The 15,008-nt window shown below is 71.7% G+C and carries 16 protein-coding genes; 9 read left to right on the top strand and 7 right to left on the bottom strand.

Features of this window, described 5'->3' with window-relative positions; all coding sequences use genetic code 11:
- Positions 1-5: 5 nt before the first annotated feature.
- Entirely contained in the window at positions 6-1,193 is a 1,188-nt protein-coding gene (locus ABD808_RS06870; RefSeq protein ID WP_344891527.1) for an RtcB family protein, read from the top strand.
- Positions 1,194-1,213: 20 nt separating this feature from the next.
- Here ABD808_RS06870 and ABD808_RS06865 read toward each other — a convergent pair whose 3' ends face one another.
- Complete coding sequence (locus tag ABD808_RS06865) at positions 1,214-2,020, bottom strand: alpha/beta fold hydrolase (protein WP_344891524.1); 807 nt, start codon at positions 2,018-2,020, stop codon at positions 1,214-1,216.
- 106 nt (positions 2,021-2,126) lie between these two features.
- Here ABD808_RS06865 and moaA point away from each other — a divergent pair, with 106 nt between their 5' ends.
- Genes moaA through ABD808_RS06850 form a run of 3 tightly spaced genes read left to right on the top strand, consistent with a single transcriptional unit; the run spans position 2,127 to position 4,061 of the window.
- A complete protein-coding gene (gene moaA, locus ABD808_RS06860; RefSeq protein WP_344891521.1) occupies positions 2,127-3,116 on the top strand; it encodes a GTP 3',8-cyclase MoaA in 990 nt (329 codons plus the stop codon).
- 4 nt (positions 3,117-3,120) lie between these two features.
- On the top strand, positions 3,121-3,690 hold the full coding sequence (mobA, locus tag ABD808_RS06855; RefSeq protein WP_344891518.1) for a molybdenum cofactor guanylyltransferase: 570 nt from the start codon (positions 3,121-3,123) through the stop codon (positions 3,688-3,690).
- A 50-nt stretch (positions 3,691-3,740) separates the two neighbouring features.
- Positions 3,741-4,061 carry a DUF6457 domain-containing protein gene (locus tag ABD808_RS06850; protein ID WP_344891515.1) on the top strand — a complete coding sequence of 107 codons (321 nt, stop codon included), beginning with the start codon at positions 3,741-3,743 and terminating at the stop codon, positions 4,059-4,061.
- On the opposite strand, the gene ABD808_RS06845 is transcribed toward ABD808_RS06850, so the two are convergent.
- Positions 4,058-4,306, bottom strand: a complete 249-nt coding sequence (locus ABD808_RS06845) for a hypothetical protein (protein ID WP_344891512.1) — start codon at positions 4,304-4,306, stop codon at positions 4,058-4,060. The genes ABD808_RS06850 and ABD808_RS06845 overlap by 4 nt on opposite strands.
- 82 nt (positions 4,307-4,388) lie before the next feature.
- Between ABD808_RS06845 and ABD808_RS06840 the strand changes: the two genes are divergently transcribed.
- Positions 4,389-5,816 carry an MFS transporter gene (locus ABD808_RS06840; protein WP_344891509.1) on the top strand — a complete coding sequence of 476 codons (1,428 nt, stop codon included), beginning with the start codon at positions 4,389-4,391 and terminating at the stop codon, positions 5,814-5,816.
- Here the strand turns inward: ABD808_RS06840 and ABD808_RS06835 are convergent.
- The 3 genes from ABD808_RS06835 to ABD808_RS06825 form a co-directional block, all read right to left on the bottom strand.
- The gene (locus ABD808_RS06835; RefSeq protein WP_344891506.1) at positions 5,785-7,128 is read right to left on the bottom strand and encodes an FAD-dependent oxidoreductase; all 1,344 of its coding nucleotides are present in this window, start codon (positions 7,126-7,128) and stop codon (positions 5,785-5,787) included. The genes ABD808_RS06840 and ABD808_RS06835 overlap by 32 nt on opposite strands.
- Entirely contained in the window at positions 7,118-7,933 is an 816-nt protein-coding gene (locus ABD808_RS06830; RefSeq protein WP_344891503.1) for a tryptophan 2,3-dioxygenase, read from the bottom strand. Before ABD808_RS06830 ends, ABD808_RS06835 begins: the two co-directional genes overlap by 11 nt.
- Positions 7,934-8,074: 141 nt before the next feature.
- The gene (locus ABD808_RS06825) at positions 8,075-8,569 is read right to left on the bottom strand and encodes a MarR family transcriptional regulator (protein WP_344891500.1); all 495 of its coding nucleotides are present in this window, start codon (positions 8,567-8,569) and stop codon (positions 8,075-8,077) included.
- A gap of 104 nt (positions 8,570-8,673) precedes the next feature.
- Here ABD808_RS06825 and icmF point away from each other — a divergent pair, with 104 nt between their 5' ends.
- On the top strand, positions 8,674-11,892 hold the full coding sequence (gene icmF, locus ABD808_RS06820; protein WP_344891497.1) for a fused isobutyryl-CoA mutase/GTPase IcmF: 3,219 nt from the start codon (positions 8,674-8,676) through the stop codon (positions 11,890-11,892).
- A 60-nt stretch (positions 11,893-11,952) separates the two neighbouring features.
- Positions 11,953-12,723, top strand: coding sequence for a helical backbone metal receptor (locus ABD808_RS06815; protein ID WP_344891495.1), 771 nt, complete (start codon positions 11,953-11,955; stop codon positions 12,721-12,723).
- A 28-nt stretch (positions 12,724-12,751) separates the two neighbouring features.
- Here ABD808_RS06815 and ABD808_RS06810 read toward each other — a convergent pair whose 3' ends face one another.
- Positions 12,752-12,991 (bottom strand): flagellar biosynthesis anti-sigma factor FlgM, encoded by a 240-nt coding sequence (locus tag ABD808_RS06810; RefSeq protein WP_344891493.1) that lies wholly within the window; start codon positions 12,989-12,991, stop codon positions 12,752-12,754.
- Here ABD808_RS06810 and ABD808_RS06805 point away from each other — a divergent pair.
- The gene (locus ABD808_RS06805; RefSeq protein WP_344891491.1) at positions 12,978-13,730 is read left to right on the top strand and encodes a hypothetical protein; all 753 of its coding nucleotides are present in this window, start codon (positions 12,978-12,980) and stop codon (positions 13,728-13,730) included. The genes ABD808_RS06810 and ABD808_RS06805 overlap by 14 nt on opposite strands.
- 436 nt (positions 13,731-14,166) lie before the next feature.
- On the opposite strand, the gene ABD808_RS06800 is transcribed toward ABD808_RS06805, so the two are convergent.
- A complete protein-coding gene (locus ABD808_RS06800) occupies positions 14,167-14,496 on the bottom strand; it encodes a DUF3099 domain-containing protein (protein WP_344891489.1) in 330 nt (109 codons plus the stop codon).
- 69 nt (positions 14,497-14,565) lie between these two features.
- Here ABD808_RS06800 and ABD808_RS06795 point away from each other — a divergent pair, with 69 nt between their 5' ends.
- The gene (locus tag ABD808_RS06795; RefSeq protein ID WP_344891487.1) at positions 14,566-14,778 is read left to right on the top strand and encodes a dodecin; all 213 of its coding nucleotides are present in this window, start codon (positions 14,566-14,568) and stop codon (positions 14,776-14,778) included.
- Positions 14,779-15,008: the final 230 nt, after the last annotated feature.

Below are 15,008 nucleotides of genomic sequence, written 5' to 3'. Positions count from 1 at the left end.
AGGCAATGCCGTACCAGACGATCGAGGGCGGCCGCGTTCCCATCCGGATGTGGACCGACCCGACCACGGTCGAGGACGTCGCCCTCGACCAGCTCCGCAACGTCTCGACCCTGCCGTGGGTGGAGGGCCTCGCCGTGATGCCCGACGTCCACTACGGCAAGGGCGCCACCGTGGGCTCCGTCATAGCGATGCGCGACGCGGTGTCCCCGGCGGCCGTCGGCGTCGACATCGGCTGCGGCATGACCGCCGCCAAGTCGTCCCTCACCGTCGAGGACCTGCCCGACGACCTGTCCACGCTGCGCGCGAAGCTGGAGAAGGCGATCCCGGTCGGCCGCGGCTCCCACAAGCAGAACGTCGACCCGTCCGCGCTCCCGAACCTGAGGGAACGCGGCTGGTACGAGTTCTGGCAGTCGTTCGAGGACCTGCACCCGGGCGTCCGCTCCCGCCTCGGCCGCGCGCACGCCCAGATGGGCACGCTCGGCGGCGGCAACCACTTCCTGGAGCTGTGCGCGGACGACGACGGCGCGATCTGGCTCGTCCTGCACTCGGGGTCCCGCAACATCGGCAACGAGCTCGCCGAGCAGCACATCGAGGCCGCCCGCAGGCTCCCGCACAACCAGGACCTGCCGGACGCCGACCTCGCGGTGTTCATCAGCGGCACCCCGAAGATGGACGCCTACCGCCACGACCTGTTCTGGGCGCAGGACTACGCCCGCCGCAACCGCGCGGTCATGATGGCCCTCGCCCAGAACGTCGTGACGACCCGCTTCAAGCGCTGCCGCTGGGAGCAGGCCATCTCCTGCCACCACAACTACGTGGCGGAGGAGGAGTACGACGGCGTCGAACTGCTCGTCACCCGCAAGGGCGCGATCCGCGCGGGCGAGGGCGACCTCGGCATCATCCCGGGCTCCATGGCGACGGGCACCTACATCGTCCGCGGCCTCGGCAACGAGACGGCGTTCAACTCCGCCTCCCACGGCGCGGGCCGCAGGATGAGCCGCAACAAGGCCCGCAAGTCCTTCACCGTCGACGACCTGATCGAACAGACCAGGGGCGTCGAATGCCGCAAGGACACCGGCGTCATCGACGAGATCCCCGGCGCCTACAAGGACCTGGAGACCGTCATGAACTCCCAGTCCGACCTGGTGGAGGTCGTCGCCCACCTCCGCCAACTCATCTGCGTGAAGGGCTGAGCCGGGTTAGATGAGCGGGGTCAGGTGAGGACGCCTTCGATGAAGGCGGTGACGTCGGCGAGGACCTCCTCGTGGTTGGTCTCGTTGAAGATCTCGTGGCGGGCGCCGGGGTAGAGGCGTTCGGTGAGGTCGGTGCCGCGGACCCGGTCGATGCCGGTGCGGGTGTCGCGGGGTCGGACGAGTTCGTCGGCGGCGCCGTGCATGTAGAAGGTGGGCAGGTCGCCCAGGGAGCCGTGGGCGTTGACGCGCCTGAGGGCGGTGTCGAGGGCCTTCACGGTGGGCTTCTTGTACGGGCCGTGCCAGACGAGGGGGTCGTCGGTGTACGCCTTGCCGACCGCCGGGTCGCGGGACAGCGTGGACGTGTCGATGGGCTCGTCCGGCATCTCGTCGAGGGGGAGCAGGGCGTCCACGACGTGCCAGTGGCCGAGGACCGGGCCGGACAGGACCAGCGCTGCCAGGGTGTCGCCGTGGAGTTGGGCGTAGCGCGTCGCGACCAGGCCGCCCATGGAGTGGCCGACCATGACGAGCGGCAGTCGTGGATGGTCGCGGCGCGCCATGTCCGCGACGGTGTTGACGTCGGCGACGACGTCGTCGACGTCCTCGATCAGGACGCGCTCGCCCGCCGAGCCGCCGTGGCCCATGTGGTCGGGGCCGCAGACGACGGCGCCGTACCGGACGAGGGCGTCCGCGACATGGGCGTAGCGGCCGAGGTGCTCTCCGTATCCGTGCACGAGGACGACGACGTGCCAGGGGTCGTCGGCGGCCCAGGTCCGGGCCGTGACGGCGCCCCGCGTCCCCGCGAACTCCCACTTGCGTTCGGTCGTCACGCGGCCTCCCAGATGCCGGACGGAAGGTAACCGTCTCTCGTGATGCGACGGATCGTCAACCACCGCAATAGGCTGGAACGACGGACCGCGATTGGAAGGGGTGCCCGTGCTGGTCGACACCTTCGGCCGTACCGCGACGGACCTGCGGGTCTCCCTCACCGACCGGTGCAACCTGCGGTGCTCGTACTGCATGCCGCCGGAGGGGCTGGACTGGCTGCCGAAGCCGGAGCTGCTCACCGACGACGAGGTGGTGCGGCTGGTCGGGCTGGCCGTCCAGAAGTTGGGCGTCACCGAGGTCCGGTACACCGGCGGCGAACCGCTGCTGCGTCGCGGGCTGTCCGACATCGTGCGGCGGACGGCGGAGCTGGCGCCCCGGCCCCGGATCTCGTTGACGACGAACGGCATCGGGCTCGACCGGCTGGCGGGGCCGCTGGCCGAGGCGGGGCTCGACCGGGTCAACGTCTCGCTCGACACCCTCGACCGCGACACGTTCAAGCGACTCGCGCACCGCGACCGGCTGGACGACGTGCTCGCCGGGCTTGAGGCGGCGCGGGCGGCGGGCCTGGAACCCGTCAAGATCAACGCGGTGCTGATGCGGGGCGTCAACGACCACGAGGCCGTCCCGCTGCTGCGGTTCGCCCTCGACCACGGGTACCGGCTGCGGTTCATCGAGCAGATGCCGCTGGACGCCCAGCACGGCTGGACCCGCCGCGACATGATCACCGCCGACGAGATCCTCGACCGGCTGTCGGCGGGTTTCGACCTGGCTCCGGACGCGGAGCACGAGCGCGGCAGCGCGCCCGCCGAGTCGTTCGTCGTCGACGGCGGCCCGTCGACCGTCGGGGTGATCGGTTCGGTGACGCGGCCGTTCTGCGGCGCGTGCGACCGGGTGCGGCTCACGGCGGACGGCCAGGTCCGCAACTGCCTGTTCGCCACCGAGGAGTCGGATCTGCGGGGCGCGATGCGCGGCGGCGCCACCGACGACGAGCTGGTCGAGCGGTGGCGGGCGGCGGTGCGGGCCAAGCGCGCCGGGCACGGCATCGACGATCCGTCGTTCCTCCAGCCGTCGCGGCCGATGTCGGCGATCGGCGGCTGATCCGGTGGCGTTCGACCCGGTGGCGTACGACGCGGTGCTGCTGGCGGGCGGCCGGGCCCGTAGGTTCGGCGGTGACAAGCCCGCCGCGCCGGTCGGCGGCCGGACTTTGCTCGAATGGGCGGCGGACGCCGCGTCCGGGGCATCTCAGCTGATCGTGGTGGGCCCGCCACGGGACGTCCTGCCGGGCGCGGTCGTGGTTCGGGAGGATCCGCCGGGCGGCGGGCCGGTGCCCGCGCTACGGGCCGGTCTCGGGCAGGTGCGCGCGTCCTGGCTGGTGTTGCTGGCCGCCGACCTGCCGTTTCTGCGTCCCGCCCATGTCGCGCGGCTGCTGGACGAGGCGCGGGGCCGGGCCGGGGCCGTGCTCGTGGACGGCGACGGCCGCGAGCAGTGGCTCGCCGGATGCTGGCGGACGGCAACGCTTCGGGACGCGCTCGACGCCTACCAGGGCTCGTCGCTGCGCGGCCTTCTCGGCCCGCTCGAACCCGTGCCGGTCGCGGTGCCGGACGGCGACCGTCCCGCCTGGTACGACTGCGACACGCGGGACGATCTCGCCGCCGCCGAACGGCTGCTTTGATCGCCGGAAAACGGGCAGATCCGGTGCGGACCACGCGAGAAGGGGAACCCATGTCGGTGCTTGAGGACTGGATCAACGCGGCGTGCCTCGAACTGGGCCTGGAACGCGGCGACATCGACCAGGGCCTGGTGCTGGACCTCGCCCGCGACGTCGCGCACGGCGTCGCGCGGCCCGGCGCGCCGCTGACGGCGTACCTGCTCGGCCTCGCGGTCGGCCGGGGCGTGCCCGCGCGGGACGCCGCCGCCCGGCTGACGGAGATGGCCGAGGACTGGAAGGCCCCCGAGACCCCGGACGTTCCCGAGGCCCCTGAGGTCCCCGAGGTGCCGGAGCCCGCCGGGCCCGCCGGGGAGACCCTGCTCGACGACGCCTAGCCCCCGGTGCCCTCCGGACGCGGGGGCGCGTCGCGGTCGGCGACGGGGACGACGTCCTTGAGGAAGTCGCGGCGCCCGAGGAACTGCGACAGGCTCTCGCGGTGCTCGTCGCACGCGAACCAGATCTTCCGCCGGTCCGGGGTGTGGACCTTCGGGTTGTTCCAGCGGAGCGCCCACACGGCGTCGGCGCGGCAGCCCTTGGCGGAGCACTGGAGGTCGCCCGGGCCCGGCGCGGAGTCGGTCATCCGGCCACCCTGGCACAGCCCGGCGGGCGAGGATGCGGCAGGCCCGCGTTTCACCCGGTCCGGCGGGGGATAGGACCCTGCCGTGCGGACCGAGCCCACGGACGCCGAGGACCGGGCGGCGCGGCGCCGCCGGTGGAAGGCGCTCTCCGTCTGCCTCGTCGCCGCGTTCATGACGCTGCTGGACGTCAGCATCGTCAACGTGGCGCTCCCGTCGATCCGGGAAGGATTGGGCGCCTCCGAGGCGCAGTTGCAGTGGATCCTGTCGGGGTACGCGCTGACGTTCGGCCTCGTCCTGGTCGCGGCGGGGCGGTTCGGCGACGCCCGCAGCCGCCGGGCTGTGTTCATGTTCGGGCTCGCGCTGTTCACGGTGGCGAGCGCGGCGGCGGGGGCGGCGCCGACGATCCTGTTCCTCGTGCTGGCGCGGCTGGTGCAGGGTGTCGCGGGCGGCGTGCTGAACCCGCAGGTCGCCGGGCTGATCCAACAGCTGTTCCGGGGCGCGGAGCGGGGCCGGGCGTTCGGCGCGCTCGGCTCGGTGATCGGGGTCGCGACGGCCGTCGGGCCGCTGCTCGGCGGCGGGCTCATCGCGATCGCCGGTCCCGACGAGGGCTGGCGGTGGGTGTTCTACGTCAACATCCCGGTCGGAGTGCTGGCGCTGGTGCTGGCGTGGCGGCTGCTGCCCGCGCCGATCTACGGGGAACGGCGGGGACTCGACCCGCTCGGTGTCCTGCTGCTCGGCGGGGGCGTGGTGTGCGTTCTGCTGCCGCTCGTCCAGGAACGGCAGTGGCACAGCGACCTGAAATGGCTGCTGATGGTCGCTGGCGCCGCCCTGATCGCCGCGTTCGTCGCCTGGGAACGCCGCACGCGGACGCCGATGGTGGACCTCAGCCTGTTCCGGCTCCGCTCCTACGCGCTGGGTTCGGCGATCGCGCTGCTGTACTTCGCGGGCTTCACCGCCGTGTTCTTCATCTTCGTCCTCTACTTGCAGAACGGTCTCGGCTACAGCGCGCTCGGCGCGGGCCTGGCCATCACCCCGTTCGCGGTCGGGTCGGGTGTCGCGTCCGCCGCCGGTGGACGGATCGTCGCCCGCTACGGCCGCCCGCTCGTCGCCGTGGGGCTCGTCGTGGTGCTGGTCGGTCTCGGCGCCGCGTGGGTGGCGGTGGAACTGCACCCGGGTGGCGGCGTGGCGTGGGCGACGGCGGCGCCGCTGCTGGTCGCGGGCCTCGGCAGCGGCCTGGTCATCGCGCCCAACCAGACGATCACCCTGTCGGAGGTGCGGCACACCGAGGGCGGCAGCGCCGCGGGCGTCCTCCAGACGGGTCAGCGGGTCGGGACCGCGACGGGCATCGCCGCGGTCGGATCGGTGTACTTCGCGACCCTCGCCGGGTCGCACGGGGACTGGGCCGCCGCGTTCCGGCACGGCCTCGTCGTCATCATGGTGTTCGTCTTCGCGGCGCTGGTGGCGGCCGCGATCGACCTGGTCACGGGCGGCGACGGACCGCGCGGCCGGTGAGGGCGACGGCGGCGATCCCCGCCAGCGCCGCCCCGGCGGCGGCTGCGGCGAGAACGCGGTTCTGCCGCCTGATCCGCGCCGGGATCTCCGCGTACGGCAGCGTCGAGAACGACACCAGTTCGTAGCGGGAAACGTAGCGCCCGGCGAGCCGCCGCTCCAGCGCGTGCGTCGTGGCCTGCTTCGCCCGGTAGACCGGCGACGACACGCGGTCGCGCATCTCGATGAAGTTGTCGAGCGCCATCTCGGCGATCACGTCGGTGTTGGCTTTGCGGCGCTCCTGGTAGAGCGACAGCGCGCGGGACCAGTCGCCGTCGGTCTCGGTCAGGCAGCGGTCGATCTCGATGCAGTCCTCGAACGCGCAGTTGGCGCCCTGCCCGAAGAACGGGACGATCGCGTGCGCGGCGTCACCGACCAGCGCGACGACCGCGCCGTCGCCGTACCGCGTTCCGTATCGTGTCCCGTATCGTGTCCAAGGCCAGCACCGGACGGTCACCAGCGACCCGATCGGGTTGTGCTCATAGTCGTCGGTCAGGTCGGGCATCAGCGACGCGACGTCGGGATAGTGCTCCTCGAAGTACGCGGTCACCTTGTCGGGCGTGTCGAGCGCGTGGAACTCGTCCTTCGGCCAGAACAGCGTGCACGTGAACGACCGGTCGAGGTTCGGCAGCGCGATCATCATGGACGTGCCGCGAGGCCAGATGTGCAGGGCGTCCGGGTCGAGCGCGAACTCGCCGTCCTTCGGCGGGACGGTCAGCTCCCGGTACCCGTGCTCCAGGAAGTCGGCGTCGACGTCCAGGGCCAGCGAGCCGCGGACCGCGCTGTAGGCGCCGTCTCCGGCCAGCACGACGTCGGCGGGTTCGGAGTCGGCGTCGTCGAGCAGGATCGTCCCGGCGTCCGCGTCGACGCCGGAGACACGCTGGGAGAACCGCAGCGTGACGCCCGGGGTCGCCTCGGCGGCGTCCAGCAGCGACCGGTTCAGCTCGGCGCGGCTGATCGAGTTGATGGCGCGTTCGCCGTCCGCGCTGTACGGCTGGAAGTTCGTCCCACCGGCCCGGGGATGCACCATCCGGCCGTGCATGGGCAGGGCCTGCTTGAGGGACTGGTCGCGCAGCCCGACCTGGTCCAGCGCCGCCAGCCCGCGCGCCGAGATCGCCAGGTTGATCGAGCGGCCGCGTTCGGCCCCCGCGATCCGCGGGTCGGGGCGCCGCTCGTACACCGTGACGGGGACGCCCCTGCGGCCGAGCAGCACCGCGAGCAGGCAACCCGCCAGGCCCGCGCCGACGATCGCGACCCGCTCGCCCTCACTCGCCATGGGCCCCGGAGCCCTCCGCGGTCGGCGCGCCGGTCTGCGACCGGACCTCCCACAGGTCGGGGAACGCGGGCGCGAACAGGGTGCGGCGCAAGTAGTCGGCGCCCGCGGACCCGCCGGTGCCCACCTTCGCGCCGATGGTCCGCTCGACCATCTTCAGATGCCGGTACCGCCATTCCTGGATGCCCTCGTCCACGTCGACGAGGGCCTCGCACACCTCGGCGGCGGAGCCGGACTCGTCGTCGTACACGGCGAGGAGCGCCTTCTGCACCCCGGCGTCCGGCTCCCAGGGGAGGGACGTGTCGCGGTCGAGCGCCGCCTGCGGGACGGCGTGGCCGAGACCGGCGAGGTAGCGCAGCAGCGAGTCGAACATCGACGGACGCGCCACCGCCGCTTGGAGCCGCTCGTCGCCGCGCAGGTCGGAAGCGGGGAAGGAGCGCCGCCCGAGGACGGCCTCGATCGAGCGGAACTGCTCGCTCTGGAACCCGCTGGACGTGCCGAGCACGTCGCGGAACGCGGCGAACTGCCGGGGCGTCATCGTCTCCAGGATGTCCAACTGCCCGACCACCGTCTTGAGGATCTTGGTGATCCGGCGCGCGGTGTGCAGCGACCCGGCGGTGTTGCCCTCGGTGAGCCTGGCCTGCAACAGCGCCGCCTCGTGCAGGATCTGTTTGAACCACAGCTCGTACACCTGGTGGATGACCACGAACAGCATTTCGTCGTGGGCCCCGGTCCGCGGCTCCTGGCAGGACAGGAGATCATCGAGCCGCAGGTAACCGCCGTACGTCAACGCCGGCGACTCCGCCATCACGCCTCCTTGCGACACAACGGATGTGACTCGCAGCATATGGGATCCCCCACCCAGCAAGGCGTTGACGGCCCGTCCAAGCCCATACCGGACCCATACCGGAACGATGCCGGACGGGGCGCGCCGCCGTGCCGGGCGACGTCAGTCGAGGTCGCCCGCGGCGAGCCGGACGGGCCGCAGCGCGGCGGTGATCCCGGCGGCCTGGTCGGCGGGGAGGTCGGCGATGCCGAAGCCGGACTCGTTGAGCGCCCGGGTCGCCTCCTCGGCGAGGTCGCGTCCGGCGGGGGTGATCGTGGCGAGGACGACGCGCCGGTCGTCGGGGGAGTTGGCGCGGCCGACGAGCCCGCGCTGCTCCAGGCGTCCGATCGCGTTCGTCACCGACGCGGGATGAACCATGAGGCGTGTGCCCATCTTCCCCATGGGAAGGGTCCCGGTGCGGGTGAAGGCGAGTAGCCGCAGCGCCTCGTAGGCGGCGAACGTCAGCCCGTACGGCTTGAGGGCGGCCTCGATCCGGCTCAGCAGCAGTTGCTGGGCGCGCATGACCGAGGTGACGGCCGCCATCCGGTCGGCGTGCTCGGGCCAGCGCAGGCTCCACTGGCGGTGGGCCTCGGCGATCGGGTCGGGCGTGTCGGGCACCGCCCGATCGTACGTGGTCCGGACTGACGCGGTCTTGACTGGAGGGCGCATGGAAACTATTTTAACTTCCAAATATTGGATGTCCAAGGGTTGAGGTGAGGACGGTGGCGGGGGACCTGCACGCGCCGGTGCACCCGGTGCGGTTCGTGACGGCGGCCGCGCTGTTCGACGGCCACGACGCGGCGATCAACATCATGCGGCGCATCCTTCAGTCGCAGGGCGCCGAGGTGGTGCACCTCGGGCACGACCGCTCGGTCCACCAGGTGGTGGACGCCGTCCTGGAGGAGGACGCGCAGGGCGTGGCCATCAGCTCCTACCAGGGCGGGCACGTCGAGTACTTCGAGTACCTGTCGCGCAGCCTGAAGGAGGCGGGGGCCGAGCACGTCAGGCTGTTCGGCGGGGGCGGCGGCGTGATCGTCCACGAGGAGATCGCGCGGCTGTCCGGCGCCGGGGTGCGGATCTTCTCCCCGGAGGACGGGCAGCGCCTCGGCCTGCCCGGGATGATCAACGAGCTGGTGCGCGACTGCGACGTCGACCTCGCCGCCGAGCCCGTCCCGGCCGCGGCCGTCCTGGCGGGGGAGCGGCGCGCGCTCGCCCGGACCATCACCTGCCTCCAGGCCGGGCGGCTTCCCGACGCCGACCGGGCGGTGCTCGCCGAGGCGGCCGACGCCCGCGACGTGCCCGTGCTCGGCATCACCGGGACGGGCGGCTCCGGCAAGTCGTCCCTCACCGACGAACTCGTCCGGCGGTTCCGCGTTGACCAGCGGGACACCCTGCGCGTCGCGGTCCTCGCCGTCGACCCGACGCGGCGGCGCGGCGGCGGCGCGCTGCTCGGCGACCGGATCCGGATGAACGCCCTCGACGGCGACCACGTGTTCTTCCGCTCCCTGGCCACCCGGGGCGCGCGGGAGCTGCCCGAGAACATCGAGGAGATCGTCGGCGCCTGCAAGGCCGCCGGATACGACCTCGTCATCCTGGAGACGCCCGGCATCGGGCAGGGCGACGCCGCGATCGTCCCGCTGGTCGACGTGTCGCTGTACGTGATGACGCCCGAGTTCGGCGCCGCGTCCCAGCTGGAGAAGATCGACATGCTCGACTTCGCCGACGTGGTCGCGATCAACAAGTTCGAGCGGCGCGGAGCCGCCGACGCGCTGCGGGACGTGTCGCGGCAGCTCGTCCGCAACCGGGAGGCGTTCGGGCAGCGTCCCGACGACATGCCCGTGTACGGCACCAGCGCCGCCACGTTCAACGACGACGGTGTCACCGCGCTCTACCAGCATCTCGGCGGGCTGCTCGGCGAGCACGGCCTGCGTCTCGCCGACGGCGTCCTGCCCGAGGCCGCGACGAAGGTGTCGACCAGCGCGGCGACCGTCATCCCGCCGGGACGGGTCCGGTACCTGTCCGGCATCGCCGAGACCGTCCGCGGCTACCACGCCGACACCGTGACGCAGATGGAGGCGGTGCGGCGCGTCCAGCGGCTGGACGAGGTCCGCGCCGAGCTGACCGACGCCACCGAGGTCGAGAGTCTCCTGGAGCGCGCCCGCCGCACCGTGGCCCCGGAGAACGCCGACCTGATCGAGGAATGGCCGAAGGTCGTGGAGGTCTACTCCGGCGACCAGCTGGTCGTGAAGATCCGCGACAGGGAACTGCGCACCGCGCTGACCCGCGAGTCGCTGTCGGGCAGCCGCGTCCCGCGCGTCGCGCTCCCGCGCTACACCGACCATGGCGAACTGCTGCGGTTCCTGCGCAACGAGAACCTGCCGGGCCGGTTCCCGTTCACCGCCGGGGTGTTCCCGTTCAAGCGCGACAACGAGGACCCCGCGCGCATGTTCGCGGGCGAGGGCGACCCGTTCCGCACCAACCGCCGCTTCAAGCTCCTGTCGGAAGGGCAGCCCGCGACCCGCCTGTCCACCGCGTTCGACTCGGTCACCCTGTACGGGCGCGACCCCGACGAGCGTCCTGACGTGTACGGCAAGGTCGGCACGTCGGGCGTGTCGATCGCGACGCTGGACGACATGAAGGCCCTCTACGACGGGTTCGACCTGTCGTCACCGACGACGTCGGTGTCGATGACCATCAACGGGCCCGCGCCCACGATCCTGGCGTTCTTCCTCAACACCGCCATCGACCAGGGGATGGACGCCTTCTACGAGGAGAACGGGCGCGAACCGTCCGCCGCCGAGGCCGCCGACATCCGCGCGCGCGTCCTGGCGACGACGCGCGGCACCGTCCAGGCCGACATCCTGAAAGAGGACCAGGGGCAGAACACCTGCATCTTCTCCACCGAGTTCTCGCTGCGGATGATGGGCGACATCCAGGAATGGTTCATCGCCAACAAGGTCCGCAATTTCTATTCGGTGTCGATCTCCGGCTACCACATCGCCGAGGCGGGCGCGAACCCCATCAGCCAGCTCGCGTTCACCCTCGCCAACGGATTCACCTACGTCGAGTCCTACCTGGCACGCGGCATGGACGTCGACGACTTCGCGCCCAATCTGTCGTTCTTCTTCTCCAATGGAATGGACCCCGAGTACAGCGTCCTCGGACGGGTCGCGCGCCGAATCTGGGCCGTCGCCATGCGCGACCGGTACGGGGCCAACGAACGCAGCCAGAAACTCAAGTACCACGTGCAGACGTCCGGCCGTTCCCTGCACGCGCAGGAGATGGACTTCAACGACATCCGCACGACTCTGCAAGCGCTCATCGCCATTTACGACAACTGCAACAGCCTCCACACCAACGCCTACGACGAGGCCGTCACCACCCCGACCGCCGAATCCGTGCGGCGCGCCCTGGCGATCCAGCTCATCATCAACCGCGAGTGGGGCCTGGCGATGAACGAGAACCCGCTCCAGGGGTCGTTCATCATCGACGAACTGACCGATCTGGTCGAGGCGGCGGTGCTCGCCGAGTTCGACCGCATCAGCGAGCGCGGCGGCGTCCTCGGCGCCATGGAGACCGGCTACCAGCGCGGCCGCATCCAGGACGAGTCGATGCTGTACGAGCAGCGCAAGCACGACGGCTCCCTGCCGATCGTCGGCGTCAACACGTTCCGGGCCCCGGACGCGGGCGACGGCACACCCGACACCATCGAACTGGCCCGCGCCACCGAGGACGAGAAGCGCTCCCAGCTCGACCGGGTCCACGCCTACCAGGAGGCGCACCGCGACGAGGCGCGTGAGGCCCTCACCGCCCTCCAGGACGCGGCCCGCGCGGGCGAGAACGTGTTCGCCGTCCTGATGGACGCGGCCCGCGTGTGCAGCCTCCAACAAATCACCGACGCGTTCTTCGAGGTAGGCGGCCAGTACCGCCGCAACGTATGAGCGAAGCGAACCGGGGGGTGTGGGGGGTCGCCCCCCACGGTGAACGCATATGAGATTGCCGTGAGTCTTCGCGATGACACCGGCGCCCCGGTTCCCGTACCGGAGCGGGTGCGCCGGGTCGTGTCGATCGTGCCGTCCTTGACGGAGACGGTCGCGGTGACCGCGCCGGGGTTGCTGGTGGGCGCCACCGACTGGTGCACCCATCCGGCCGACCTGGACGTGCCGCGCGTCAGGGGCACCAAGAACCCTGATCTGGATCGGATCGCGGAGTTGCGGCCCGATGTCGTTCTCGGCAACACCGAGGAGAACCGTCCCGCCGACGTCGAGGCGATGCGCGCGGCCGGGATTCCGGTGTGGATGACGGAGATCCGCACCGTGGACGAAGCATTGGCGTCCCTGCGGTGGATGCTGACCGAGGCGTGCCGGGTCCCGGTGCCCGGTTGGCTGGACGAGGCGTCCCGCGCGTGGTCGGACGTCACGCCGGGCCGTCCGCGCGCCGCCGTCGTCCCGGTGTGGCGGCGTCCGTGGATGGTCGTCGGCCGCGACACCTTCACCGGCGACGTCCTGTCGCGCCTGGGCGTATCCAACGTCTACGCCCACCACTCGGAGCGCTACCCGAAGATCCCGCTCGGGGAGCTGATCGAGGCGGGCGCGGACCTGGCCGTCCTCCCGGACGAGCCCTACCGGTTCACCGAGGACGACGGCCCCGAGTCGTTCCCGGGCCTGGACGTCGCGCTCGTCAACGGCCGGTTCCTCACCTGGTACGGCCCGTCCTTGGTGGAGGCGCCGCGGACCCTCGCCCGCCAGCTCGCCGCCGCCAAGGTCCACTGACCCATAATCGCTGTGACGTTCGTCACATTCAGAAGCTGACGGGCACTTCGGCGAGCAGAGCGGTGAGGTCGGCGACGCGGTCGGGGGACACCTCGCCCGGACGGCGCCCGTCGATCGCGGCGCGCAACCGCTCCACCCGGCGGACGAGGTCCACCGGCTCGCCGCCGTCCACCTCGTTCAGCAGCGTGGTGACCTCTCTGGCGAGGTCGACGCCGAACCGCGGACCCACCTCCCCGGCCGCGATGCCCACGTCGATGACGCGCCGCATCCGGGCCAGCGCCCGCACGGTGACCGCCCGCGCCCGCGCCGCCCAGCACCGTGGCCCGTGGCGTTCGCCTGAGGCGGCGCCAGCGCGGCCGTCCCGGCACGGGGGCAGGCTCGGGACGGTCCACGGCGGGGAGCGGCGCGGTGTCCGTCACGTGCGGGGCCAGCGCGCGGACCACGTCCATGAACGCGGGACGTTCGGCGGCCTCGGCGGCGCGGCAGCGAGCCGCGAGCTCGACCAGGTCGCCGGGCGCCCCGTCAGGGACGTCGGCGCCCGGTGCGGCCTCCGGATCGCCGGTCAGGCACGCGGCGAGGATGCGGCCGAACTCCAGCACGTCCCCGGACTGCTCGGCGGGCACGTCCACCGCGTCGGAGTCGTCCGGGTCCCCGAGAGCCGCCATGGCGCCGAGGCCGAGGAGCTTCACGCCGTCTGCGGTGAGCATCACCTGTCCGGCTCTCAGATCGCCGTGCACGACCCCGCAGGCGTGGACGGCCACCAATGCGTCAGCGAGCTGTGCGCACAGGGCTACGGCGTCCTGAGCGTCCGGCAGCCCGGGGTCCAGGCGCACCGCGAGGGACTCGCCGTCGAGATGCTCGGTCACCACGTACGTGAGCGCCTCGCCGTCGGGGCCGTCCGCCTCGCCGTAGTCGTAGGTGGTCACGAGGTTCGGGTGGGCGAGCGCGCCGCCCACACCTGCGCGGGCGCCTGCGGATTCCGCGTGAGGCGGTCTTCCAGGCGGTAGCGGTCGTCCAGCCGGAATCCTGGGTCCACGGGATCTCCCCTCCGGCACGGGGATGCCGGTGTCGCGCCCAGGAGTACGCACCGCGCCTCAGATCGGCTCGGATCGGGGATTCACGAAAAAGTTCGGATCCGCCGGGTTTCGGGCCATGGCCGGACCAGGCCACGCGCGGGGGTTGTGTTTCCGTCTGGACGCGCCTAGCCCCGGACAGGACGGTCATGGAGGGGTCGAGGACGGGTCAACCCGGACCCGGAGAACCTTCAGGAGAAACCCCCGGATATGAAAAGCGGCGCCGGGTGGATACGGGGGCAATCCACCCGGCGCCGCATCATCGGTGTTCCGACGGGGGCCCGGAACACCGGCACGGGCGCTCCGACGGGGGACCAGAGCGCCGGTACAAATCGTACACCGAAACCCCCCGCGGTTAGTCAAGAGAATGTCACGACCCGATTTCTGGACGCTGTCCGGAATCGGGGTTCTGTGCACGCCGGGCGGGGTCGTCGAAGGCCGCGGAGGCCGTCGGCTCCCGCCCGCTGTTCGCGACGATCACCGCGACATACGGGAGGAACAGCGCACCGACCACCAAAAGGATCACAAGCCACACGGGCGCGCCCAGCACCGCCGTCAGGATCGCGCCGACGAAACAGCCCGTCCGCACGGCCATGGACATCAGGTATCGGCGCTGCCGGTGGCCGATGTCCTCCGACATGGGGCGGGGAGCGTCGGTGACCGTGTAGACCATCGGCTCCCGATGGTGATTGACCCTCACGTTTCCACGGTAAGCCCAAGGAGTCCGCCAGGCCACAGCGGCATGGGTCAAGACATCGGGAGGAATGAGATGGCCGATCACACCTACCGGGTGACGGAGATCGTCGGGACGTCGCCGGAATCGGTCGAGACCGCGATCCGCAACGGGGTCAGGCGCGCGGGGCAGACGCTGCGTCACCTGGACTGGTTCGAGGTCATGGAGGTCCGGGGCCAGCTCAAGGACGGCGAGGTCGCCCAGTTCCAGGTGACCATGAAGGTCGGCTTCCGCATCGAGGACAGCTGAGCGCCGCGCGGGGCCCGCACCGTACACACAGGTGCGGGCCCCGCGCAGTTCGGCCGTCTCCAGCAGTCACAACGCCACCGACGCCCGTCAGGACGCCCGCGCCCCTCAGTCAGGACACCTGCGCCCCCGTCAGGACGCCCGCGCGCCACCAGTCAGGACACCTGCGCCCAGTCGGGACGATTGCGCACAATGAGTCAGGAGACCCGCGCCCCGCCAGGACGATCACACAC

Origin of the sequence: Actinomadura meridiana (genome assembly GCF_039537545.1) — a bacterium.
Classification (GTDB): Bacteria; Actinomycetota; Actinomycetes; order Streptosporangiales; family Streptosporangiaceae; genus Spirillospora; species Spirillospora meridiana.
This window is presented reverse-complemented; position numbering and strand designations above follow the sequence as displayed.

Excerpts from the sequence above, each read along its gene's own strand:
- ABD808_RS06870 (WP_344891527.1), top strand. The coding sequence starts at position 6 with ATGCCGTACCAGACGATCGAGGGCGGCCGCGTTCCCATCCGGATGTGG.
- ABD808_RS06850 (WP_344891515.1), top strand. The coding sequence starts at position 3,741 with ATGTCGGTGCTTGAGGACTGGATCAACGCGGCGTGCCTCGAACTGGGC.
- ABD808_RS06845 (WP_344891512.1), bottom strand. The coding sequence starts at position 4,306 with ATGACCGACTCCGCGCCGGGCCCGGGCGACCTCCAGTGCTCCGCCAAG.
- ABD808_RS06835 (WP_344891506.1), bottom strand. The coding sequence starts at position 7,128 with ATGGCGAGTGAGGGCGAGCGGGTCGCGATCGTCGGCGCGGGCCTGGCG.
- ABD808_RS06830 (WP_344891503.1), bottom strand. The coding sequence starts at position 7,933 with ATGGCGGAGTCGCCGGCGTTGACGTACGGCGGTTACCTGCGGCTCGAT.
- ABD808_RS06805 (WP_344891491.1), top strand. The coding sequence starts at position 12,978 with ATGACGCGCCGCATCCGGGCCAGCGCCCGCACGGTGACCGCCCGCGCC.
- ABD808_RS06810 (WP_344891493.1), bottom strand. The coding sequence starts at position 12,991 with ATGCGGCGCGTCATCGACGTGGGCATCGCGGCCGGGGAGGTGGGTCCG.
- ABD808_RS06795 (WP_344891487.1), top strand. The coding sequence starts at position 14,566 with ATGGCCGATCACACCTACCGGGTGACGGAGATCGTCGGGACGTCGCCG.